Genomic DNA, 21,719 nt, shown 5'->3' with positions numbered 1-21,719 from the left:
AAGTAGGTACCTGGGAGTGCCTTAGTCTCCGCCAGGAGGGTCCGATGGCCACGATGACCGCCGCGCAGCGCCGTAAGCGGGCCAAGGAGGCGTATGACGCGTTCCTGGCGGAGTGCCCCACGCGCGCGCTGCTGGAGACGCTGAGCGACAAGTGGATGGGCCTCGTGCTCGCCTCGCTGGGCGGTGGCCCGATGCGGCACAGCGAGCTGGCCCGCAAGATCGCCGGCGTGAGCCAGAAGATGCTCACCCAGACGCTGCGCACGCTGGAGCGCGACGGCCTGGTGACACGCACGGTCACTCCGACGGTGCCGGTCCGCGTCGACTACGCGCTCACCCCGCTCGGCCGCGACCTCGCGCCGGTGATGGTGGCCATCAAGACGTGGGCCGAGGCGCACATGGACGAGGTGCGCGCGGCCCGCGTGGCGTACGACGAGGGCCAGGCCGCCTGACCCCCGCACACGGCAAGGCCCGGCCCTCCCGCGACGGGGAGGGCCGGGCCTTTCCTGGGGGTGGAGTGGTGCTTGTTACGCCTGCTCGATGGCGGGCGCGTCGGTGCCGGACGTCACGGCGATCTTCTTGGCGGCGGTACCCGCGTACGCGCCGGTCACCCGCACGCTCAGCACGCCCGCGTCGTACGAGGCGCTGACCGCGTCGGCGGTCACGTGCTGGGGCAGCGCGAAGGAGCGGCGGAACGTGCCGTACCGCACCTCACGCAGGCTCCGGCCGTCCCGCTCCTCGGTCCGCTCGTCGCGCCGCTCACCGCGCACGACAAGCTGGCCACGCTCGACCTCGACGGTCACGTCCTTCTCGACGTCGAGGCCGGGCAGCTCCACCCGTACCACCGCGTCGTCGCCGTCCCGCGCGATCTCGGCGGCCGGCACGAAGCCGCCGCGCCGGGTCGCCGCCGGCCCGAAAGCGTGGCGCACGAGCGCGTCGAACTCGGCGAACGGGTCACGCCGGGTCCACAGCGACAAAGTGCTCATCTGTACTCCTCAGGTCCATCCGACCGGGCCTGACCGGCCGGGCACACCGTGCATAACTTGAGTCGGGTCGACTCAATTCCCGGCTGTGAGAGAGCCGCGCCGGGTGGTCGCGGGTCGCACCGCGTCGCGCGGCGAGGCCGCCTGACGGGGGCGGGGGATGGGTGGGAGACTCGGGACGTGAACAGCACTGTCGTACGTCTGCGGCCCCAGCGGGCCCGGGTCGTGGCCTGGATCCTCGCGGCCGCCATCCTGGTGGTCTTCACGCTGGTCGCCACCGGGCTCAAGGGCTCGACCGGCGATGGGTACGGCACGTTCCAGCGCGGCGACCAGTTCGCCATGGTGGGGCTCGGCGTGCTCTTCGCGCTCGGCATCCTGCTCTTCACGCGACTGCGCGTCGAGGCGGACGAAAAGGGCATCCGGGTGCGCAACCTCGTGGGTGGCTACGACATCCCGTGGGACATGGTGCGCGCGATCCGGTTCAACCGCGGCACCCCCTGGGCCAGCCTGGAGCTGCGTGACGAGGACCTGCTGCCGATGATGGCGCTGCAGGCCGCCGACAAGCAGTACGCGGTCGACGGCGTCCGCGCCCTCCGCGCGCTCCTCGACGCCTCACAGCGGCAGCCCGACGCCGTCGACGTGGCCGGGGACGACCGCACGTAGGTACGCGACCGCGAGCGTGCGGCGGATCGGTTCGCCGGCGGCGGACAGCTCCTCCAGGTACGCGTCGAGGCGTGCCCGCTCCTCCGCGTTCAGCGTCGCCGCCATCGCCTCCTCGTACGTCGGGGAGAGCGGGTTCGGTGCCGTCCGCTTGAGGGTCGACCACGGCGGCATCGGCTCGGCCGGCACGCCGAGCTGGGCGTGGTAGTCGAGCTCCGCCGCGGCGAAGCCGGCGTCCACGGCCCAGCCGAGCAGGTCGCGTTCGTCGAAGTCGAACATCGGGGCGGTGGCCGCGTTCGCGCCGTAGCGGGCCGCGACGCGGGCGAGCAGGTCGCCGACCGGCGAGGCGGCCAGGCCGAACATCTCTCCCGGGCGCTCGCGGAGCTGGAAGGCGTTGATCGGCTCGAAGACGGACAGCCGCCCGCCCGGCCGCAGCACCCGGAAGAACTCGGCGAACGCGTCCGCCTTGCGCGCGCAGTAGATGAGCACCGAGCGGGTGGTGACCACGTCGACCGAGGCGTCCGGCACCCCGGCGAGTTCTTCGGCGGACGCGTTGACGAACGAGCAGCGCCCGTCGTCACCGGCCGCGCGGCGGCACTCGTCGAGCAGCTCGGCGGAGACGTCGCAGAAGACGACCCGCCCGTCCGGGCCGAGGCGCTCCAGCGCGCCGAAGCCCACCAGGCCGGTGCCGCAGCCCACGTCGAGGAGCACGTCGTCCGGGCGCAGGGCGGCGCGGTCGAGCACGCCGTCGCGGAAGGCCGCCAGGTCGGAGCGGTGGCGGGCGCGTACCGTGGCGCTGCCGCCGTCGCGCCGGTGCAGCAGCCAGCTCGCCCAGGGGTCGGTCGCCATGACGGGAAAGGTAGCCCGCCTTCGCGTTCCGGAGTACATGCTGGTAACCTTGCGGCGTCGACCAGCTGTCACTGCATGTGCGGCGGCAGCCACGAAGCGGAGCGCCTGCTCCCACCCGAGTCGCACCCACGGGGGCGTCCGGGTCCGGTCAGCCGGTTCGAGGGGAATCCTCGAGTCCGGTGGCGCGTTGTCACCTGACGCGCCCGACCGGTCGAGCGGGCCCTGGCATCTTCGCCAGGGCCTTCTGCTTTGGGCCGGCACACGCGCCGAGCGGAGGCGCGTGCGCCCGCCGGGCGGCCCGACGGCACTCGCCGGCGGGCCGGCCGAGCCGGCTCACGCGGCCACGAGCAGTCCCGCCCGGCACGCGTGCCGACCGAGGTCGGCGCCCCGCGCGGGCGCGGTTCTCCGGACCGGCGCGGGAGCCCGCGAGGGCGGAGGCAACACAACGTCCGGCGCAAACCGTGACCGGACGAGGATTCGCAATGAGGAGGCCCCATCAGCGTCGAACCACGCGTGAACGAGCAGATCCGGGCACGTGAGGTCCGACTGGTCGGCCCTGAGGGTGAGCAGGTGGGCATCGTCCCACTCGAGCGCGCCCTGCAGCTGGCCGCGGACGTCGACCTGGACCTGGTCGAGGTTGCGCCGATGGCGCGCCCGCCGGTGTGCAAGCTCATGGACTTCGGAAAGTTCAAGTACGAGAGCGCACTGAAGGCGCGCGAAGCGCGGCGTAACCAGCAGCAGACCGTCATCAAGGAGATGAAGCTCCGGCCGAAGATCGATCCACACGACTACGAGACCAAAAAGGGTCACGTCGTGCGGTTCCTGAAGGCGGGCGACAAGGTCAAGGTGACGATCATGTTCCGGGGTCGCGAGCAGAGCCGACCGGAGCTGGGTTACCGGCTCCTGCGGCGGCTCGAGTCCGAGATCTCGGACCTGGGGTACGTGGAGGCCGCGCCTAAGCAGGACGGCCGCAACATGATCATGGTTTTGGCTCCGCACCGGGCCACCAAGGCCGCCGCCACGGCGGCTGCCACGGCGGCCAAGGGACCGGGGCGGGAGCGCGATTCGGGTGCTGATGCACCACCGGCGGACGACGCCGGGCCCGCCGGACAGTCCGGCGAGTAGCAGGGGAGAGACGTTCCAAAATGCCGAAGATGAAGAGCCACTCGGGTGCGGGCAAGCGGATCAAGGTGACCGGCAGCGGCAAGCTGATCAAGCAGCAGGCCGGTCTGCGCCACAACTTCGAGGGCAAGCCCTCCACCCGCACCCGCCGGCTGTCCGGCACGGTCCTGGTAGCCAAGGCTGACGTCAAGCGAGTCAAGAAGCTGCTGGGCCGCTGACGCGCGCCACTTGACAGAGAGAAGGAGTTGAGATGGCACGCGTCAAGCGGGCTGTGAACGCCCAGAAGAAGCGCCGTTCCCTGCTGGAAGAGGCCAGCGGTTACCGCGGCCAGCGCTCGCGGCTGTACCGCAAGGCCAAGGAGCAGGTGCTGCACTCGATGCAGTACGCCTACCGGGACCGTCGCGACCGCAAGGGCGACTTCCGGCAGCTGTGGATCACCCGGATCAACGCGGGGGCCCGCGCCAACGGCCTCACGTACAACCGGCTGATCCAGGGCCTGCGCCTGGCCGGCGTCGAGGTCGACCGCAAGATCCTGGCCGACCTCGCGGTCAACGACGCGCCGGCCTTCGCCGCGCTCGTCGAGGTCGCCCGCGCGGCGGTCGCTGCGGAGGGCACCGGCGGCGCTCAGGCCGCGTGACCCAGCATCACCCACGACCCGGGGAAGGTCCGTACACCGTGCGGACACCCCGGGTCGTTGCTGCCCGCCGCCTTCAGCGCCGCCGCGAGCGCGACGCCGCGGGGCTTTTCCTCGCCGAGGGACCGCAGGCCGTCCGCGAAGCCGCGGCCGCCGGCGTGGTCCAGGACATTTTTGGTACCAGCCATGGGCTGACCCGCTTCGCGGACCTGATCGCCGGCGCGCGCGGGAGCGGCGCCCGCGTCTCCGAGGTCACCGACGAGGCTCTCGCCGCGCTCGCCGAGACGGTGCAGCCACAAGGGCTGGTGGCGGTGTGCGCGCAGCAGCCGGTACCCCTGCGGAAGGCCTTGGAACGCGGACCCCGTCTCACCGCGGTGCTCGCGGAGATCCGCGATCCGGGCAACGCCGGCACCGTGCTCCGCACCGCGGACGCCGCCGGCGCGGGCGCGGTGGTCTTCGCCGGCGACGCGGTCGACCCCTACAACGGCAAGTGCGTGCGCGCCTCCGCCGGCAGCCTCTTCCACGTCGACGTGGTGCGGGCGCCCGACCCGGCGGCGGCCGTCGCGGCGATCCGCGAGCGGGGCGTGCGCGTGCTCGCCGCCACCGGCTACGGCGACACCGACCTCGACGAGCTGGCCGACAGTGGCGGGCTGGGCGTGCCGACCGCGTGGCTGTTCGGCTCCGAGGCGCACGGCCTGCCAGCGGAGCTGCTCGCGCTCGCGGACGCGCGGGTGCGGGTGCCGATCTACGGGGGCGCGGAGAGCCTCAATCTCGCGGCCGCCGCGGCGGTGTGCCTCTACGCCTCGGCGAGGGCGTTGAGAGCGCCGGCGACCGAGGAGCGGAGCGAGCGCGGGGCCGGGCCCACGGCTCAGTAGACTCTGATGGCTGTGACGTACCGCAACGATCCGTACGACCCCAAGCAGGTCGCGCTCCTCGACCCGGACGCGCTGGCTGAGGCCGTCGCGAAGGCGGAGCAGGCGTTCGCCGAGGCCGCCGATCCCGACGCGCTCGCCGGGCTCAAGCACCTGCACCTCGGCGACCGGTCACCGGTCTCGCTGGCCCGCCGGGAGATCGGCGCGCTGCCGCCGGCCGCCAAGGCCGAGGCCGGCAAGCGGGTCAACCAGGCCCGCGCCGCGATCCAGGCCGCCTTCGACGCGCGCGCCGAGCAGCTGGCGGCCAGCCAGGCCGAGCGGATCCTCGCCGAGGAGCGGGTCGACGTCACGCTGCCGTGGGGCCGGCGCCCGCGCGGCGCCCGCCACCCGCTGACCACGCTGATGGAGCGGATCGGCGACCTCTTCGTCGGCATGGGGTACGAGATCGCCGAAGGCCCCGAGCTGGAGCTCGAGTGGGCCAACTTCGACGCGCTCAACATCCCGCCGGACCACCCCGCGCGCGGCCTGATGGACACGTTCCACGTGACGGACCCGGGTCTCGTGCTGCGCACCCACACCTCGCCCGTCCAGGCGCGCACGATGCTCACGCGGCAGCCCCCGATCTACGTGGTGGTGCCCGGCCGGGTGTACCGCACGGACGAGCTGGACGCCACCCACACGCCGGTCTTCCACCAGGTCGAGGGCCTCGTGGTCGACGAGGGCATCACGATGGCCCACCTGCGCGGCACGCTCGACCACTTCGCCCGCGCGATGTTCGGCGCGGAGGCGAAGACGCGGTGGCGGCCGCACTACTTCCCGTTCACCGAGCCGTCGGCGGAGTTCGACGTCTGGTTCCCGCAGCACCGTGACGGTCCACAGTGGGTGGAGTGGGGCGGCTGCGGCATGGTCAACCCGCGCGTGCTGCGCGCCTGCGGCATCGACCCGGACCGGTACTCGGGCTTCGCGTTCGGCATGGGCATCGAGCGGACGCTGATGTTCCGGCACGGCGTGAGCGACATGCGGGACATGGTCGAGGGCGACGTGCGGTTCACCCGCGCGTTCGGCATGGCGGTCTAGGGGGCCACGGTGCGTATTCCACTTTCCTGGCTGCGCGAGTACGTCGACCTGCCGGCCGGCGTGACCGCCGCGCAAGTCGAGGAGGCCCTGGTCAACCTCGGCATCGAGGTGGACGGCGTCGTCGACCAGCGCGCGTCGGTGCGCGGCGACCTGCTCGTCGGCCGGGTCGTCGAGGTCGAGGAGCTGACCGGCTTCAAGAAGCCGATCCGCTTCTGCACGGTCGACGTCGGGCGGGAGCAGCCGCAGGAGATCGTCTGCGGCGCGACCAACTTCGCCGCCGGCGACCTGGTGGCCGTGATCCTGCCCGGCGGCGTGCTGCCCGGCGGGTTCGAGATCGGCGCCCGCAAGACGTACGGGCGAATGTCCGCCGGCATGATCGTCTCGGCCCGCGAGATCGGCGTGAGCGACGAGCACGCCGGCATCATCGTGCTGCCGCCGGACACGCCGGCCAGCCCGGGTGCGGACGCCAGGCCGTTCGTGGGGCTCGACGACGTGATCTTCGAGCTGGAGATCACGCCCGACCGCGGGTACGCGATGTCGGTGCGCGGCATCGCCCGGGAGCTGTCACACGCGTTCGGCGTGCCGTTCCGCGATCCGGGGGTCGGTGACGCGCCGGGCGCGACGGCCGAGCCGGCGTACCCGGTGGTCGTCGAGGACACGGTCGGCTGTGACAGGTTCGCGGCGCGGGCGGTGCGCGGCATCGATCCCAACGCCCCCTCGCCGGAGTTCATGCGGCGGCGGCTGACCACGGCGGGTATCCGCACGCTCGGCCTCGCCGTCGACATCACCAACTACCTGATGCTCGAGCTGGGCCAGCCCATGCACGCCTTCGACATGGCGCGCATCCGCGGCCCGCTGGTGGTGCGCCGGGCCACGCCGGGCGAGAAGCTGACCACATTGGACGGTGTCGCCCGCGAGCTCGACGCCGAAGACATGGTCATCTGCGATGCCACCGGCCCCATCTCGCTCGCCGCCGTCATGGGTGGCGAGACGAGCGAGGTGCAGCCGGACACCGTCGACGTGCTCTTCGAGGCGGCACACTGGGACCCGGTGATGGTCAGCCGCACCGCCCGCCGCCACAAGCTTTTCAGCGAGGCGGCAAAGCGGTGGGAGCGGGGCGTCGACCCGGCGGTGCCGCTCGTCGCGCTCGACCGGGCGGTCGCGCTGCTGGTCGAGTACGGCGGGGGCACCACCGACGGCAACGTGCTCGACATCGACCACGTGGTCCCGCCCCGCTCGCTCTCGATCGACCCGACGCTTCCCGGCCGGCGGGCCGGCGTGCCGTACACGGCCGCCCGTGTCGTCGAGACGCTGACCGCGGTCGGGTGTGGGGTGTCCACAGTGGACGGCACGTTGACCGTGACGCCGCCGACCTGGCGTCCCGACCTCACCGACCCGGCCGACCTCGTCGAAGAGGTGATCCGGCTCGACGGGTACGACAAGGTGCCCAGCGTCCTGCCGGTCGCACCGCCCGGCAACGGCCTCACTGCCGCGCAGCGCCGCCGCCGCGCGGTGGCCACCGCGCTCGCCGAGGCGGGGTACGTGGAGGTGCTGTCGTACCCGTTCGTCAGCGCCGCCGACGTCGACGGCCCGGCGGTGCGCCTCGCCAACCCGCTCTCCGACGAGGAGCCGTTCCTGCGCACCTCGTTGCTGGCCCCGCTGCTCGGCACGCTGCGGCGCAACATCGGCCGCGGCCACCGCGACGCCGCGCTGTACGAGATGGGCATCGTCTTCCTCCCGCGCCCCGGCGCGGGCAGCCCGCCGGAGATGGGCGTCGAGCGGCGCCCGACCGACGAGGAGCTCACGGCCGCCGACGCGACCGTGCCGCACCAGCCGTGGCACGCCGCGGTCGTGCTCGCCGGCGAGGTCGAGCCGGCCGGCTGGTGGGGCGGCGGGCGCGCGGCCGGCTGGGCCGACGCGATCGAGGCGGCCCGGGTCACCATCGCCGCGGCCGGCGTCGCGGACGAGCGGGTGACCGTCACCGCCGCCGAGCGGGCGCCGTGGCACCCCGGCCGCTGCGCGGCGATCGCCGTCGACGGCGTCACCGTCGGGTACGCGGGCGAGCTGCACCCGTCTGCCCTCGCCGCGCTTGAGCTGCCCCGCCGCACCAGCGCGATGGAGCTCGACCTCGACGCGTTGCCCGAGGCGGGTGTCGCGCCGGCGCCGCGGGTGTCGGGCTTCCCGCCCGCGCTCATCGACGTGGCGCTCGTGGTGGACGAGGCCGTGCCCGCCGCCGATGTGCAGGCCGCGCTGGTGGCCGGCGCCGGTGACCTGCTGGAGGCGGTGCGCCTCTTCGACGTCTACACGTCCGCGCAGCTGGGGGAGGGGCGCAAGTCGCTGGCGTACAAGCTGACCTTCCGCGCGCCCGACCGGACGCTCACCGTGGAGGAAGCGGTCGCTGCCCGTGACGCCGCGGTGGCCGAGGCCGCCACCCGATTTGGTGCCGTCCTGCGCGGCGCGTAACGCTTTGGCGATGGTTGCGCGGTACCGGACCCCCGGGAACCGCCGGGTAGCCGGAAGGCCGTATGTTTCTGTGGTCCTAGGGCAGAAAATCCGAAGAGTCGAACGGGGTTGACATGACGGAGGCGTTCACCACCGACGTCTGCATTGTCGGTGGTTGTGGGCGGGTCGGCCTGCCCCTGGGTATCGCGCTCGCGTCGCGCGGCCTGACCGTAACTCTGTACGACATCAACGCGGCGGCCGTCGACACGGTCAACTCCGGCACGCTCCCCTTCGACGAGGAGGGTGCGGCCTCGGTGCTGGCCGAGGTCGTCGCGGCCGGGCGGCTGCGCGCCTCCACCGAGCCGGCCACGGTCGGCGCGGCCGAAAACCTCGTGGTCGTCGTGGGCACGCCGGTCGACGAGCACCTCAACCCCGATCTGGGCGCGGTGCCGCGGGCGCTGGAGCGGTGCGCCGAGCACCTGCGTCCCGGCCAGCTCGTCGTGCTCCGCTCGACGGTGTACCCGGGCGTGACAGCGCTGACCGAAAAGCTGCTCGCCGGCATGGGCATCGCGGTCGACGTCGCCTTCTGCCCGGAGCGGATCGCCGAGGGCAAGGCGATGACCGAGCTCTTCGCCCTCCCGCAGATCGTCGCCGCCCGCACGCCGCAGGCCCTGTCCCGCGCGGAAAAGCTCTTCCGCCACCTCACGGACCAGATCGTGCCGCTGGAGCCTGAAGAGGCGGAGTTGGCGAAGCTGTTCACGAATACGTGGCGGTACATCAAGTTTGCGACGGCTAACCAGTTCTGGATGATGGCGAACGATTTCGGGTTGGATTTCGCGCGGATCCGGCATGCGATCACGTTTGACTACCCGCGGGCGGCGGATTTGCCGATGCCGGGGTTTGCGGCGGGGCCGTGTTTGTTCAAGGACACGATGCAGTTGGCGGCGTTCAACCGCAACAACTTCGTGTTGGGTCATTCCGCGATGTTGATCAACGAGGGTCTGCCGCTGTATCTGGTGTCCCGTCTTGAGGACAGTTACGACCTGTCGTCGATGACGGTGGGGATTCTGGGGATGGCGTTCAAGGGTGGTAGTGACGACCCGCGCGAGTCGTTGGCGTACAAGCTGCGCAAGATCTTGTCGTTGAAGGCGCGCGAGACGTTGTGCACCGACCCGCACATCAAGGACGAGCGGTTCGTGCCGCTCGACGAGGTCCTCGCAAAGGCCGACCTGCTCGTCATCGCCTGCCCGCACCAGGAGTACACGAAGCTGGACACGGAGACGCCCGTGGTGGACATGTGGGGGCTGACCGGGCAGGGCGTGAAGGTATGACGATCACTCCTCGTGTGTCGGTGGTCATCCCCGTCTACAACGAGGGGGAGTCGATCGTCCGCTGCCTCGACCGGATCCTGCGCGAGGTGCTGCTCCCGGCCGAGGTGCTCGTCGTGCACGACATGCCCGAGGACACCACCGTGCCGTACGCGCAGGAGGTCGCCCGCACCGACCCGCGCGTGCGCACCGTGCTGAACACGTACGGGCGGGGGCCGGCCAACGCGATCCGCTTCGGCATCGACTCCGCGGTGGCGCCCGTCGCCGTCGTCACGATGGCCGACGGCTCCGACGACCCGCGCCAGATCGACGACCTCGCGCGCCTTGTCGACCGCGGTGTCGTGGTGGCGGCCGCCTCGCGGTACATGCCGGGCGGGCAGCAGGTCGGCGGCCCCCGGTTCAAGCGGATGATGTCCCGCTGGGCCGGGCGGACGCTGCACTGGTTCGCCCGGGTGGGCACGCGGGACGCGACTAACAGCTTCAAGGCGTACGACACGGACTTCGTGCGCACGGTGGGCATCGAGTCGCGCACCGGCTTCGAGATCGGCCTGGAGCTGACGGCGAAGGCCAACCGGCTGCGCCTGCCCGTCGCCGAGATCCCCACGATCTGGCTCGACCGGCAGCTCGGCGAGTCCCGTTTCGACCTCGGGCGTTTTATGCCCTCGTACCTCAAGTGGTACTTCTTCGCGTACGGCCGCAGGCTGACGGCCGATCAGATCGTCGCGCGTCGCGGTCCGGCATCGCCGGCACCGGCCGACCCAACCATGGAAAAGGAGAACAGCGCTAGTGGCTAAGGTCCTGGTTACCGGTTCGGCCGGGTTCATCGGCGGTTACGTGGTCGAGGAGCTGTTGGGCCGCGGCCACGAGGTCGTGGGGTTGGACAACTTCTCGAAGTATGGGCCGGTGACGCACAGCTACGATGACAATCCGGGTTACCGGTTTGTCGAGGGTGATGCGCGGGATACGGCTTTGGTGACGGAGTTGGCCGCGGATTGTGATCATTTCATCGCTGGTGCGGCGATGATTGGTGGGATTTCGTATTTCCACGCGTATGCGTATGACTTGTTGGCGACGAATGAGCGGATCATGGCGGCGTCGTGTGACGCGGCGATCGCGGCGCATCGGGATGGCCGGTTGCAGAAGGTGACGTACATGTCGTCGTCGATGGTGTTCGAGTCGACGGAGACGTGGCCGTCGAAGGAGGGTGACGAGCGGCGGGTGCCGCCGCCGTTGTCGTCGTATGGTTTTCAGAAGTTGGCGGTGGAGTATTACGCGCGGGCGGCGTGGGAGCAGTACAAGTTGCCGTACACGATCGTGCGTCCGTTCAACTGTGTGGGTGTGGGTGAGGGCCGTGCTTTGGGTGAGGCCGAGGTGCTGTCCGGGAATGTGAAGCTGGCGATGTCGCATGTGGTGCCGGACCTGGTGCAGAAGATTGTGAAGGGTCAGGATCCGTTGCACATTCTGGGTGAGGGTAACCAGGTGCGGCATTACACCTATGGTGGTGATCTGGCGGCGGGGATCGTGACGGCGATGGAGCACCCGGCGGCGTTGAACGAGGACTTCAACCTTTCGACGGCGGAGTCGACGACGGTGTTGGAGTTGGCTGAGGTGATCTGGGCGAAGATCAAGGGTCCGGAGGTGCCGTTCCGGTATGTGTCGGACGATCCGTTCGAGTACGACGTGCAGAAGCGGGTGCCGGACGTGACCAAGGCGCGTGAGGTCCTCGGGTTCGAGGCGACCACCAGCCTGGACGAGATGCTCGACGAGGTCGTCCCGTGGGTGACCCAAGCCGTACACGACGGTCGGTTGTGACCACGGCCGTCGGCGCCGCTGTGCCTCAGAAGCCGGATGTGGACGGCACGCCCGTCCCCGACGGCGACGAGGCACCGCGGCGGCCGGCGGGCTGGCCGGGCAAGCTGCGTGACGCGCTCTTCCCTGACACGTCACCCACCCCGGTAACCCCTCGCCGGATCGCCCTCGCCGCCGCGTTCGTCGGGTTCGGCGTCGTCTACTCCCTCGGCCGGGTGCGCGGTCCGGGCGCCGGTGCGCTCGACACCGTGTGGGCCGAAGACGGTGCCAACTTCCTGCACGACGCGGCCAACATGACGCCGTGGGACGCGTCCACCACCCCACTGAACGGCTACTACCACTTCTTCCCGCGCCTCCTCGCGGAGATCACCACGCTGCTGCCGGTCTCCGCGTGGGCGGTGTCCAACGCGCTGCTGGCCGCGATCTCCACGGCCGGCCTGGCCCTGATCGTGTACGCGGCCAGCGGCGCCCACCTGCGCCACCCGGTGCTGCGCATGCTCGTCGCCGCGCCGGTCGTCGCACAGTGGGCCACCAACGGCGAGATCGTCGACAACGTGGCGACGCTGCAGTTTCCCGCGCTGTACGCGCTGTTCTGGGTGCTGCTCGCCGTGCAGGTGCGGCGGGCCGGCAAGGTCGCCGCACCCGTCTTCGCGCTGGTCGTGGCCCTCTCCACCACCCTCGCGCTCACGCTGCTGCCCCTCGCGGTGGCCCGCGCGGTGCTCCGGCGAGACCGCGCCGGCGTGCTGATGGCCGTCGCGATAGCGCTGGGCGTCGGCGTCCAGCTGTACACGTACCTCACCGGCGGGGCCGAGCGCGAGATCGTGGGCGTGGTGCCCAACTACGACCCACTGTGGAACATCCAGCAGTTCGTCGAGCTCCAGGTGCCGGTGACGTTCCTCGGCGAGGCCTGGATCCGCGCGAAGATCGTGCACACCAACGAGCACCGCGCGCTGATCCTGCTCGCCTGGGCGATCCTGCTCGCCGCGGTCGCCCTGGCCGTCTGGCGCCGCACCCGCCCGGCGTGGGTGCTGGCAGCGGCGGCGTCCGTGCACGCGGTGGGCATCTTCGCCCTCCAGATCGCGCTGCGCGGCGCGGTGCCCGGCCGCTACCTGCTGCCGTCGCTGCTGCTGCTGGTCACCGCCACGGTGGCGCTGCTGCGCCCCAGCTCCTGGACCAGCGGCCCCTCGTGGCGCGGGCCCGAGGGCTTCGGCAACGTGCCGATCGTCGCCCTCGCCACCCTGCTCACGGTGGTCGCGTTCGCCAACTACCGCCACGACCACCAGTGGCGCACCACGAGCGTGCCGAGCTGGAGCAAGCAGGTCACCGCAAACACCGCGGTCTGCAAGGCCGACCCGGACCTGAAAGCGGTGACCTTCCGCTCGGGTCCGGCCAGCAAACGGATGTGGGGCGCGTTCGCCGTCCCCTGCAGCCGCCTGCGCTGATCGCCCCGGTGGGCGCGCCCCCCGCGCGCGCCCACCGCCGGGCCGTCCGTGCGCTCAGGCGTGCATGGACTTGCCGGTCTCCAGCAGGGTCTTGAGGTCGCTGAGGACCTCGGCCCAGCCGCCGCCCGCACCCTCGATCGCGCCCGCCGTCTGCGCGGCCGTCTGGGGAGCACCGTCCAGCTCGTGCGTCACCGTGAGTGACGAGACGCCGTCCTGCCCCTCGCGAATCTCGTACGTCAACCGGGTCGGCGGCTCGTCCAGCCACGTGGGTCGCCAGGTCTGCACGAGCTTGTGCGGCGGGTCGACCTCGACCACCTCGCCGTCGACCACGATCTCCGGCATGCCGGCCGCCTGCAGCTCCTCGCTGGCCCGGTTGCGATAGGCGCCGCCCGGCCGCAGGTCGAACTCGGCGAAGCCCTGGTAGCCGTACTTGTTCGTCCACTCCGGCTGGGTGATCGCGTCCCAGATCGCCTGCGGCGTGGCCTTGATGTAGACCCGGTAGACCTGCGTCGTCGTGCTTGTCGTCGTGCTCACGATGAATCTCCCTCCAGCTCCCGTTTGAGGTCCAGCAACGCCGCCGTGCGGTGCTCCGTGTACTTGTCGATCCACCGGTCGTGGATCTGCCGGATCGGCACCGGGTTGAGAAAATGCAGCTTCTCCCGGCCTTGGCGGCGGGTGATCACGAGGTCCGCGTCCTCCAGCACACGCAGGTGCTTCATGACGCCGAAGCGCGTCATCGCCAGCTCCGACTCGAGCTCCGTGAGCGTGCGCCCGTCCCGCGTGAAGAGCAGGTCGAGCAGGAAGCGCCGGGTCGGGTCGGCGAGCGCCTTGAAGACCAGGTCGTCGTCGATCACCACGCAAAGTTACGTGACCAAAAGGTCACATGTCAAGCGGTGCGAGACTTCGATGCGTGGACCGACGCGGGGGATACGCCGGCCTGGCGTGTGCGGCCGGCTTTGTGCTGCTGACCTGGGCGCTGGCCGCCGGCGCGCTGCTCGGCCTCGACGTCGCCGTGCGGGACTGGGTCGACGCCCACCGCCCGGAGCCGCTCCGCCTCGCCGCCAAGGCGCTCTACTTCCTCGGCTCCGCCAACCTCATCGCCTCGATCCTGCTGGTCGTCGCCGCGCTGCTCGCGGTTCGCGACCGTACGCCCCGGCCCGTGCTCCTGGTCCTCGTCACGGCGGCCACCAGCTACGTCGTCGTCGTGCCGCTCAAGATGCTGACCGACCGCTCGGCGCCGCACGCACCGTGGTTCGACGCGGAGCGGCTGTTCACGCACGACGCCGGCTGGTCGTACCCCTCCGGGCACGTCGTCAACACCCTGATCTGGTACCCCGTGCTGCTCGCCCTCGCCGAGCGGGCGCTGCGCCGGCCCCTCGCGGCGGGCGTGCGGCGGGCGGTGCTGGTCCTGCCCGTGGTGATCGTTTTCGTGGCGGTCACCTACCTCGGCTACCACTGGGTCACCGACTGCGTGGCCGGCGTCCTGCTCGGCGTCGCCCTTCGCCAGGTGCTGGCCCGCCTCCCGCTCGGCTGATTCACTATCCGTTCGAGTGCATGACCTTGCAGGGCGGGATCGCTGGGTGATACCGTGTGATGCATAGACATGCGGAGGTACACATGGGGATCCGGGTTGCCGTGGCGGGCGCGAGTGGCTACGCCGGCGGTGAGCTGCTCCGCCTGATCGCCGCGCACCCGGAGCTCGACCTGGTCGCCGCGACCGCGCACAGCCAAGCGGGGTCGGCGGTCGCCGCCGTGCACCCGCACCTGACCGGCCTCGACATCACGTTCGGCGCGACCGGTCCGGAGGCGCTGGCGGACGCCGACCTCGTCTTCCTCGCCCTCCCGCATGGCGAGTCGGGCGTGCTCGCCGCCGCCCTCCCCAGTGGCGTCAAGGTGGTCGACCTCGGTGCCGACCACCGCCTGCGCGACGCTGACGCGTGGACGCGCTACTACGGGGGCGAGCACGCCGGCGCGTGGACCTACGGCCTGCCCGAGCTTCCGGGGCAGCGGGGTGAGATCGCCATCGCGACCCGGGTGGCCGCGCCCGGCTGCTACGCCACGACGATCACGCTCGCGCTGGCACCGCTGATCACGGCGGGCGCGGTCTCCGCCGACGATGTCGTGGTGGTCGCCGCCAGCGGCACCTCCGGCGCGGGCCGGTCGGCCAAGGGGCACCTGCTCGGCAGCGAGGTGATGGGCGACCTCTCGCCGTACAAGGTGGGAAGGCACCAGCACGTCCCGGAGATCAAGCAGGCCACCGGGGCGCGGAGCCTGTCGTTCACGCCGGTCCTCGCGCCCATGCCGCGCGGGATCCTCGCCACCGTGACCGCGCTGCCTGCGTCCACGGCGGACCCGCGGCAGGTGCTCGCCGAGGCATACGCGGACGCGCCTTTCGTGCACGTCCTCCCCGAAGGCGCCTGGCCGCACACGGCCGCGACGCTCGGGTCCAACTCCTGCCACCTGCAGGCCACCCTCGACGTCGACTCCGGGCGGGTGATCGTGACCAGCGCCATCGACAACCTCGGCAAGGGCGCCGCCGCACAGGGCGTCCAGTGCGCCAACCTCATGCTCGGCCTGCCGGAGACCATGGGGCTCCCGGTGTACGGAGTGGCCCCGTGACCGCGGCGGCCGGAGAGCCGGGCGTCGGCGTCACCGCGCCGAAGGGTTTCCGGGCCTCCGGCGTCGCCGCGGGCCTCAAGACGAGCGGGCTCGACGTGGCGCTGGTGGTCAACGACGGGCCGCTGGACGCGGCGGCCGGCGTCTTCACGACCAACCGGGTCAAGGCCGCGCCCGTGCTCTGGAGCCAGCAGGTGCTGCGGGCCGGCGCGGCGCGCGCGGTCGTCCTCAACTCGGGCGGGGCCAACGCCTGCACAGGCCCCAAAGGCTTTCAGGACACGCACACCACCGCCGAGCACGCCGCCGCGGCGCTCGGCGGGATCGGCGCCGCCGACGTCGCGGTCTGCTCCACGGGCCTGATCGGCGAGCTGCTGCCGATGGACAGGCTTCTGCTCGGCGTTGACGCCGCCGCGGGCGCGCTCACCGGCGACGGCGGCCAGGCGGCGGCCGAGGCGATCATGACCACCGACACCCGGCCGAAGACCACGGCGATCCGGCAGTCGGGCTGGAGCGTCGGCGGCATGGCCAAGGGCGCCGGCATGCTCGCACCCGGCATGGCCACGATGCTCAGCGTGCTCACCACCGACGCGGTCGCCGATCCGGAGGTGCTCGACGCGGCGCTGCGGGCGGCCACCCGCGTCTCGTTCGACCGGGTCGACTCCGACGGGTGCATGTCCACAAACGACACGGTGCTGCTGCTGGCCAGTGGGGCCTCCGGCGTCGAGCCGACCGCCGAGCAGCTGACCGCCGCGGTCACCGCCGCCTGCCACGACCTGGCCCAGCAGCTGCTCGCCGACGCCGAGGGCGCCACCAAGGAGGTCGCCATCGAGGTGGTCGGCGCCGCCGGCGAAGACGACGCGGTCGAGGTGGGTCGCTCGGTCGCCCGGAACAACCTCGTCAAGACCGCCCTGTTCGGCAACGATCCCAACTGGGGCCGCATCCTCGCCGCGGTCGGCACCACCGCCGCCGCGTTCGAGCCGGACGCGCTCGACGTCGCGGTCAACGGCGTGTGGGTCTGCAAGGGCGGCGCGGCCGCCGAGGACCGCTCCGCCGTCGACCTCTCCGGCCGGGCGGTGACGATCCGGATCGACCTGCACGCCGGCACCGACGAGGCCACCATCTGGACCAACGACCTCTCCCACGCGTACGTGCACGAGAACTCGGCCTACTCCACATGACCGTGACGGTGTCCCTGGCACAGGAGAAGGCGGCCACCCTCATCGAGGCGCTGCCGTGGCTGGCCCGCTTCCACGGCGCCACCGTCGTGGTCAAGTACGGCGGCAACGCGATGATCGACGCCGAGCTGAAGCGGGCGTTCGCGGCCGACATGGTCTTCCTGCGGTACGCGGGGCTCAAGCCGGTCGTCGTGCACGGCGGCGGCCCGCAGATCTCCTCGATGCTGGGGCGGCTGGGCATCGAGAGCGAGTTCCGCGGCGGGCTGCGGGTCACCACGCCCGAGGCGATGGACGTCGTGCGGATGGTGCTCGTCGGCCAGGTCGGGCGCGAGCTGGTCGGGCTCATCAACGAGTACGGACCGTTCGCCGTCGGACTGTCCGGTGAGGACGCCCGCCTCTTCACCGCCGTGCGCCGTCCGGCCTATGTGGACGGCGAGGCGGTCGACGTGGGTCAGGTGGGTGACGTGGAGCACGTCAACGTCTCCGCCGTCACCGACCTCATCGCCGCCGGCCGGATCCCGGTCATCTCGTCGGTCGCGCCGGACGCCGAGGGCGTGCTGCACAACCTCAACGCCGACACCGCCGCCTCGGCGCTGGCCGTCGCGCTGGGCGCCCGCAAGCTCGTCGTGCTCACCGACGTGGCCGGCCTCTACACCGACTGGCCGGACACGTCGAGCCTGGTCCGGCGGATCACCGCGGCCGACCTCGCCACGCTGCTGCCACGGCTCGAGTCCGGCATGGTGCCGAAGATGGAGGCGTGCCTGCGGGCCGTCGAGGGAGGCGTGCCGGCCGCGCACGTCGTCGACGGCCGCATGGCGCACTCCATCCTGCTCGAAGTCTTCACGTCCGAAGGTTTCGGGACGATGGTCGTCCCTGGGGAGGAAACGTGACTAGCCTCGTCGACCGGTGGTCGCAGTCCATGATGGACAACTACGGCACCCCACCGCTGGCGCTCGTGCGCGGCGAGGGCGCCGTGGTGTACGACGAGGCCGGCCGATCCTATGTGGACCTGCTCGGTGGCATCGCGGTCAACGTGCTCGGCCACGCCCACCCCGCCGTCGTGGCCGCCGTCTCCAAGCAGGTCGGCACCCTCGGCCACGTCTCCAACCTCTTCGTCGCCGAGCCGCCCGTGGCGCTCGCCGAGCTGCTGCTGGCGCTGGCCGGCCGGCAGGGGCGGGTGTTCTTCGGCAACTCCGGTGCCGAGGCGGTCGAGGCCGCGTTCAAGCTGTCCCGGCTGACCGGACGCACCGGCGCGGTCGCCACCCGGGGCGGCTTCCACGGCCGCACGATGGGCAGCCTCGCGCTGACCGGGCAGCCGGCCAAGGCCGACCCGTTCCGCCCGCTGCCGGGTGAGGTCACCCACGTGCCGTACGGCGATGTGGCCGCCCTCGACGCCGCGGTCACCACGGACACCGCCATCGTCATCCTGGAGCCCATCCAGGGCGAGGCCGGCGTGGTCGTGCCGCCGGCCGGCTACCTCGCCGCCGCCCGCGAGATCACCTCGGCCAAGGGCGCCCTGCTCGCGCTCGACGAGGTGCAGACCGGCGTGGGGCGCACCGGGCACTGGTTCGCCCACCAGGCCGACGGCATCGAGCCCGACGTCGTCACGCTCGCCAAGGGCCTCGGGGGAGGGCTGCCGATCGGTGCCTGCCTGGCGTTCGGCGGTGCGGCGGACCTCTTCGGGCCGGGCAGCCACGGGAGCACGTTCGGCGGCAACCCGATCAGCTGCGCGGCCGCGCTCGCGGTCATCTCCACGATCGCCAACGAGGGCCTGCTCGACCACGTCAAGCGCGTGGGCGAGCGCCTCAAGACCGGCATCGAGGCCCTCGGCCACCCACTCGTGCGCGAGGTGCGCGGCGCCGGCCTGCTGCTCGGCGTCGTGCTCAACGCACCCGCCTCCGGCGCCGTCGCCGGCGTGCTGCGCGACCACGGCTTCCTGACCAACCCGGTCCAGCCGGACGTGGTCCGCCTGGCGCCGCCGCTGATCCTCACCGCCGACCAGGTCGACGCGTTTCTCGCCGCCCTGCCGGCAGCACTGGACGCGGCATCATGAGCGTCCGGCACTTCCTGCGTGACGACGACCTCAGCCCGGGTGAGCAGGAGGCGGTCCTCGACCTCGCCGCGGCGATGAAGGCCGACCGGTTCGCGTTCACGCCGCTCGCCGGCCCCCGCTCGGTGGCGGTGCTGTTCGACAAGCAGAGCCTGCGCACGCGGTTCTCGTTCGACGTGGGCATCGCCGAGCTGGGCGGCCATCCGATCGTGGTCGACACGCAGGGCACCCACTTCGGGCGCGGCGAGACCCTCGGCGACGCCGCGCGCGTGCTGTCCCGCTACGTGAGCGCGATCGTCATGCGCACCTTCGGCGACGAGCGGCTCGCGGAGGTGGCGGCCGGCGCGACGGTACCGGTCGTCAACGCGCTCACCGACGGCTTCCACCCCTGCCAGCTGCTGGCCGACCTGCTCACGGTCCGGGAGCGGTGCGGCGGCACGGCCGGGCGCACCCTCGCGTACGTGGGGGACGCCGGCAACAACATGGCCCACTCGTACCTGCTCGCCGGCGTCACCGCGGGCATGCACGTGCGGGTCGCCGGGCCGCCCGGGTACGACCCGCTGCCCTCGATCGTCTCCCGCGCGGACGAGATCGCCGCCTGGACCGGCGGCTCGACGCAGGTGCTGCGCGACCCGCACGAGGCGGTCGACGGCGCGGACGTGGTGGCCACCGACACGTGGACCTCGATGGGTCAGGAGAAGGACGGCCGCGACCGGCTCACTCCCTTCTGGCCGTACCAGATCAACAAGGACCTCCTCGCGGCGGCCGCGCCCGGCGCGGTCGTGCTGCACTGCCTGCCCGCGCACCGCGGCGAGGAGATCACCGACGACGTGATGGACGGCCCGCAGAGCGCCGTGGTCGACCAGGCCGAAAACCGCCTGCACGCGCAGAAGGCGCTGCTGGCCTGGCTGCTCTCGGCCGGGGACGCCCGATGACCGGGCCGGGCACCCGCACCGCGCGGCACGCGCGCATCGTCGACCTCATCCGCGACCGGGGGGTACGGTCGCAGACCGAGCTGGCCGAGCTGCTCGGCGCCGACGGCGTGCAGGTCACCCAGGCCACGCTCTCCCGCGACCTCGAGGAGCTGGGCGCCTACAAGGTGCGCGGCGCGGACGGCGGCCCCGCCGTCTACGTGATCCCCGAGGACGGGCTGCCCCGCCCCCGCCTGGCCGAGCAGGCGCCGGCCCGCCTCGTGCGGCTGCTGCGCGAGCTGCTCACCGGCACCGACGCGAGCGGCAACCTCGCCGTGCTGCGCACCCCACCGGGCGCCGCGCAGTTTCTGGCCAGCGCCCTCGACCGGGCCGGCCTGCCCGAGATCGTGGGCACGATCGCCGGCGACGACACCATTTTCGTAGTGGCCCGCGAGCCACTGACCGGCTCGGCACTCGCCGACAAGCTGAGCGCCTGGGCCGGACGCGACGAACAAATGCGCGAAGAACCGAACAAGGAGACCAAATCATGACTGAGCGCGTCGTTCTGGCGTACTCCGGCGGCCTGGACACCTCGGTCGCCATCCCGTACCTGGCGGACAAGATGGGCGCCGAGGTGATCGCGGTGGCGGTCGACCTGGGGCAGGGCGGCGAGGACATGGCCGTCATCCGCCAGCGCGCGCTCGACTGCGGCGCCGTGGAGTCCGAGGTGATCGACGCCAAGGAGGAGTTCGCCGCCGAGTACTGCCTGCCCGCGGTCAAGGCCAACGCGCTGTACATGGACCGCTATCCGCTGCTGTCCTCGCTCAGCCGCCCGCTGATCGTCAAGCACCTCGTGGAGGCGGCCAAGCGGTACGGCGGGACGGTGGTCTCGCACGGCTGCACGGGCAAGGGCAACGACCAGGTGCGGTTCGAGGTCGGCATCGGCGCGCTCGCGCCGGACCTGAAGATCGTGGCGCCGGCGCGGGACTTCGCGTGGACGCGGGACAAGGCGATCGCCCTCGCCGAGGAGCGGGGCCTGCCGATCGACGTCAGCCACAAGTCGCCGTACTCCATCGACCAGAACCTGTGGGGCCGCGCGGTCGAGACCGGCTTCCTCGAGGACATCTGGAACGCGCCGATCGAGGACCTGTACGAGTACACCGCCGACCCGGCCGAGCCGCGCGACGCCGACGAGGTCGTGATCACGTTCGAGGCCGGCGCGCCGGTCGCGATCGACGGCGAGACCGTCACCCCGTTCCAGGCCGTCGCCGAGCTCAACCGGCGGGCCGGTGCCCAGGGAGTCGGCCGGCTGGACATGGTCGAGGACCGGCTCGTGGGCATCAAGAGCCGCGAGGTGTACGAGGCGCCCGGCGCGATCGCGCTGATCACCGCACACCAGGAGCTGGAGGCGGTAACCGTCGAGCGCGACCTGGCCCGCTTCAAGAAGAGCGTCGACCAGCGCTGGGCCGAGCTCGTGTACGACGGCCTGTGGTTCTCGCCGCTCAAGGTCGCGCTAGACGCGTTCGTGGCCGACACCCAGAAGTACGTCTCCGGCGACATCCGCCTCACCCTGCACGGCGGCCGCGCGGTGGTCACCGGGCGGCGTTCCGAGGCCAGCCTGTACGACTTCAACCTCGCCACCTACGACACCGGCGACACCTTCGACCAGTCCCTGGCCAAGGGCTTCGTGCAGCTGTGGGGGCTGCCGAGCCGGATCGCCGCTGCCCGCGACGCGCGGCTCGGGTAGAAATA

The 21,719-nt window shown here is 71.9% G+C and carries 24 protein-coding genes; 20 read left to right on the top strand and 4 right to left on the bottom strand.

The features are described 5' to 3' along the window. The first annotated feature begins 44 nt into the window (after positions 1 to 44). Positions 45 to 449 carry a winged helix-turn-helix transcriptional regulator gene (locus Phou_RS03615; RefSeq protein ID WP_173053518.1) on the top strand — a complete coding sequence of 135 codons (405 nt, stop codon included), beginning with the start codon at positions 45 to 47 and terminating at the stop codon, positions 447 to 449. Between the two features lie 75 nt (positions 450 to 524). Here Phou_RS03615 and Phou_RS03610 read toward each other — a convergent pair whose 3' ends face one another. Then, positions 525 to 983 carry an Hsp20/alpha crystallin family protein gene (locus Phou_RS03610; RefSeq protein ID WP_173053516.1) on the bottom strand — a complete coding sequence of 153 codons (459 nt, stop codon included), beginning with the start codon at positions 981 to 983 and terminating at the stop codon, positions 525 to 527. A 177-nt stretch (positions 984 to 1,160) separates the two neighbouring features. Here Phou_RS03610 and Phou_RS03605 point away from each other — a divergent pair, with 177 nt between their 5' ends. After that, positions 1,161 to 1,643 (top strand): PH domain-containing protein, encoded by a 483-nt coding sequence (locus Phou_RS03605; protein WP_173053514.1) that lies wholly within the window; start codon positions 1,161 to 1,163, stop codon positions 1,641 to 1,643. Here Phou_RS03605 and Phou_RS03600 read toward each other — a convergent pair. Next, on the bottom strand, positions 1,593 to 2,489 hold the full coding sequence (locus Phou_RS03600; RefSeq protein ID WP_173053511.1) for a class I SAM-dependent methyltransferase: 897 nt from the start codon (positions 2,487 to 2,489) through the stop codon (positions 1,593 to 1,595). The two genes, Phou_RS03605 and Phou_RS03600, sit on opposite strands and share 51 nt — an antisense overlap. A gap of 513 nt (positions 2,490 to 3,002) precedes the next feature. On the opposite strand from Phou_RS03600, the gene infC reads away from it, so the two are divergent. The 10 genes from infC to Phou_RS03550 all read left to right on the top strand — a co-directional run bounded on the left by infC (position 3,003) and on the right by Phou_RS03550 (position 13,215). Beyond that, positions 3,003 to 3,614, top strand: a complete 612-nt coding sequence (infC, locus tag Phou_RS03595) for a translation initiation factor IF-3 (RefSeq protein WP_173053509.1) — start codon at positions 3,003 to 3,005, stop codon at positions 3,612 to 3,614. 20 nt (positions 3,615 to 3,634) lie between these two features. Further along, positions 3,635 to 3,829: a 50S ribosomal protein L35 gene (gene rpmI, locus Phou_RS03590; protein ID WP_173053507.1), complete on the top strand. Its 195-nt coding sequence runs from the start codon at positions 3,635 to 3,637 to the stop codon at positions 3,827 to 3,829. 32 nt (positions 3,830 to 3,861) lie between these two features. Further along, positions 3,862 to 4,248 (top strand): 50S ribosomal protein L20, encoded by a 387-nt coding sequence (rplT, locus tag Phou_RS03585; RefSeq protein WP_173053505.1) that lies wholly within the window; start codon positions 3,862 to 3,864, stop codon positions 4,246 to 4,248. Between the two features lie 38 nt (positions 4,249 to 4,286). Continuing rightward, positions 4,287 to 5,120: a TrmH family RNA methyltransferase gene (locus tag Phou_RS03580; RefSeq protein ID WP_246273190.1), complete on the top strand. Its 834-nt coding sequence runs from the start codon at positions 4,287 to 4,289 to the stop codon at positions 5,118 to 5,120. 12 nt (positions 5,121 to 5,132) lie between these two features. Then, complete coding sequence (gene pheS, locus Phou_RS03575; protein ID WP_173058088.1) at positions 5,133 to 6,194, top strand: phenylalanine--tRNA ligase subunit alpha; 1,062 nt, start codon at positions 5,133 to 5,135, stop codon at positions 6,192 to 6,194. A 9-nt stretch (positions 6,195 to 6,203) separates the two neighbouring features. After that, positions 6,204 to 8,657: a phenylalanine--tRNA ligase subunit beta gene (gene pheT, locus Phou_RS03570; protein ID WP_173053501.1), complete on the top strand. Its 2,454-nt coding sequence runs from the start codon at positions 6,204 to 6,206 to the stop codon at positions 8,655 to 8,657. A gap of 113 nt (positions 8,658 to 8,770) precedes the next feature. Then, positions 8,771 to 9,967: a nucleotide sugar dehydrogenase gene (locus tag Phou_RS03565; protein ID WP_173053499.1), complete on the top strand. Its 1,197-nt coding sequence runs from the start codon at positions 8,771 to 8,773 to the stop codon at positions 9,965 to 9,967. Beyond that, positions 9,964 to 10,758 carry a glycosyltransferase family 2 protein gene (locus Phou_RS03560; RefSeq protein ID WP_173053497.1) on the top strand — a complete coding sequence of 265 codons (795 nt, stop codon included), beginning with the start codon at positions 9,964 to 9,966 and terminating at the stop codon, positions 10,756 to 10,758. Before Phou_RS03565 ends, Phou_RS03560 begins: the two co-directional genes overlap by 4 nt. Further along, a complete protein-coding gene (locus tag Phou_RS03555) occupies positions 10,751 to 11,776 on the top strand; it encodes an NAD-dependent epimerase/dehydratase family protein (RefSeq protein WP_173053495.1) in 1,026 nt (341 codons plus the stop codon). The genes Phou_RS03560 and Phou_RS03555 overlap by 8 nt, the downstream gene beginning before the upstream one ends. Beyond that, positions 11,773 to 13,215: a hypothetical protein gene (locus Phou_RS03550; protein ID WP_173053493.1), complete on the top strand. Its 1,443-nt coding sequence runs from the start codon at positions 11,773 to 11,775 to the stop codon at positions 13,213 to 13,215. Before Phou_RS03555 ends, Phou_RS03550 begins: the two co-directional genes overlap by 4 nt. A gap of 54 nt (positions 13,216 to 13,269) precedes the next feature. On the opposite strand, the gene Phou_RS03545 is transcribed toward Phou_RS03550, so the two are convergent. Both Phou_RS03545 and Phou_RS03540 read right to left on the bottom strand, forming a co-directional pair. Beyond that, a complete protein-coding gene (locus Phou_RS03545) occupies positions 13,270 to 13,749 on the bottom strand; it encodes an SRPBCC domain-containing protein (RefSeq protein WP_173053491.1) in 480 nt (159 codons plus the stop codon). Beyond that, positions 13,746 to 14,069 carry an ArsR/SmtB family transcription factor gene (locus tag Phou_RS03540; protein WP_173053489.1) on the bottom strand — a complete coding sequence of 108 codons (324 nt, stop codon included), beginning with the start codon at positions 14,067 to 14,069 and terminating at the stop codon, positions 13,746 to 13,748. Before Phou_RS03540 ends, Phou_RS03545 begins: the two co-directional genes overlap by 4 nt. A gap of 56 nt (positions 14,070 to 14,125) precedes the next feature. On the opposite strand from Phou_RS03540, the gene Phou_RS03535 reads away from it, so the two are divergent. From Phou_RS03535 to Phou_RS03500, 8 genes are all read left to right on the top strand, one after another. Next, on the top strand, positions 14,126 to 14,749 hold the full coding sequence (locus Phou_RS03535) for a phosphatase PAP2 family protein (RefSeq protein WP_173053487.1): 624 nt from the start codon (positions 14,126 to 14,128) through the stop codon (positions 14,747 to 14,749). 83 nt (positions 14,750 to 14,832) lie between these two features. After that, positions 14,833 to 15,834, top strand: a complete 1,002-nt coding sequence (gene argC, locus Phou_RS03530; RefSeq protein ID WP_173053484.1) for an N-acetyl-gamma-glutamyl-phosphate reductase — start codon at positions 14,833 to 14,835, stop codon at positions 15,832 to 15,834. Beyond that, positions 15,831 to 17,009 carry a bifunctional glutamate N-acetyltransferase/amino-acid acetyltransferase ArgJ gene (gene argJ, locus Phou_RS03525; protein ID WP_173053482.1) on the top strand — a complete coding sequence of 393 codons (1,179 nt, stop codon included), beginning with the start codon at positions 15,831 to 15,833 and terminating at the stop codon, positions 17,007 to 17,009. The genes argC and argJ overlap by 4 nt, the downstream gene beginning before the upstream one ends. Beyond that, positions 17,006 to 17,896: an acetylglutamate kinase gene (gene argB, locus Phou_RS03520; RefSeq protein WP_173053480.1), complete on the top strand. Its 891-nt coding sequence runs from the start codon at positions 17,006 to 17,008 to the stop codon at positions 17,894 to 17,896. Before argJ ends, argB begins: the two co-directional genes overlap by 4 nt. Then, the gene (locus Phou_RS03515) at positions 17,893 to 19,059 is read left to right on the top strand and encodes an acetylornithine transaminase (RefSeq protein WP_173053478.1); all 1,167 of its coding nucleotides are present in this window, start codon (positions 17,893 to 17,895) and stop codon (positions 19,057 to 19,059) included. Before argB ends, Phou_RS03515 begins: the two co-directional genes overlap by 4 nt. After that, on the top strand, positions 19,056 to 19,991 hold the full coding sequence (gene argF / locus Phou_RS03510; RefSeq protein ID WP_173053476.1) for an ornithine carbamoyltransferase: 936 nt from the start codon (positions 19,056 to 19,058) through the stop codon (positions 19,989 to 19,991). Before Phou_RS03515 ends, argF begins: the two co-directional genes overlap by 4 nt. Then, the gene (locus Phou_RS03505) at positions 19,988 to 20,518 is read left to right on the top strand and encodes an arginine repressor (protein WP_173053474.1); all 531 of its coding nucleotides are present in this window, start codon (positions 19,988 to 19,990) and stop codon (positions 20,516 to 20,518) included. Before argF ends, Phou_RS03505 begins: the two co-directional genes overlap by 4 nt. After that, on the top strand, positions 20,515 to 21,714 hold the full coding sequence (locus tag Phou_RS03500) for an argininosuccinate synthase (protein ID WP_173053472.1): 1,200 nt from the start codon (positions 20,515 to 20,517) through the stop codon (positions 21,712 to 21,714). The genes Phou_RS03505 and Phou_RS03500 overlap by 4 nt, the downstream gene beginning before the upstream one ends. The last annotated feature ends 5 nt before the right edge of the window (positions 21,715 to 21,719 follow it).

Source organism: Phytohabitans houttuyneae, assembly GCF_011764425.1.
Taxonomy (GTDB): domain Bacteria; phylum Actinomycetota; class Actinomycetes; order Mycobacteriales; family Micromonosporaceae; genus Phytohabitans; species Phytohabitans houttuyneae.
The sequence above is the reverse complement of the archived record's forward strand: the minus strand, read 5'-3'. Positions and strand labels throughout refer to the sequence as shown.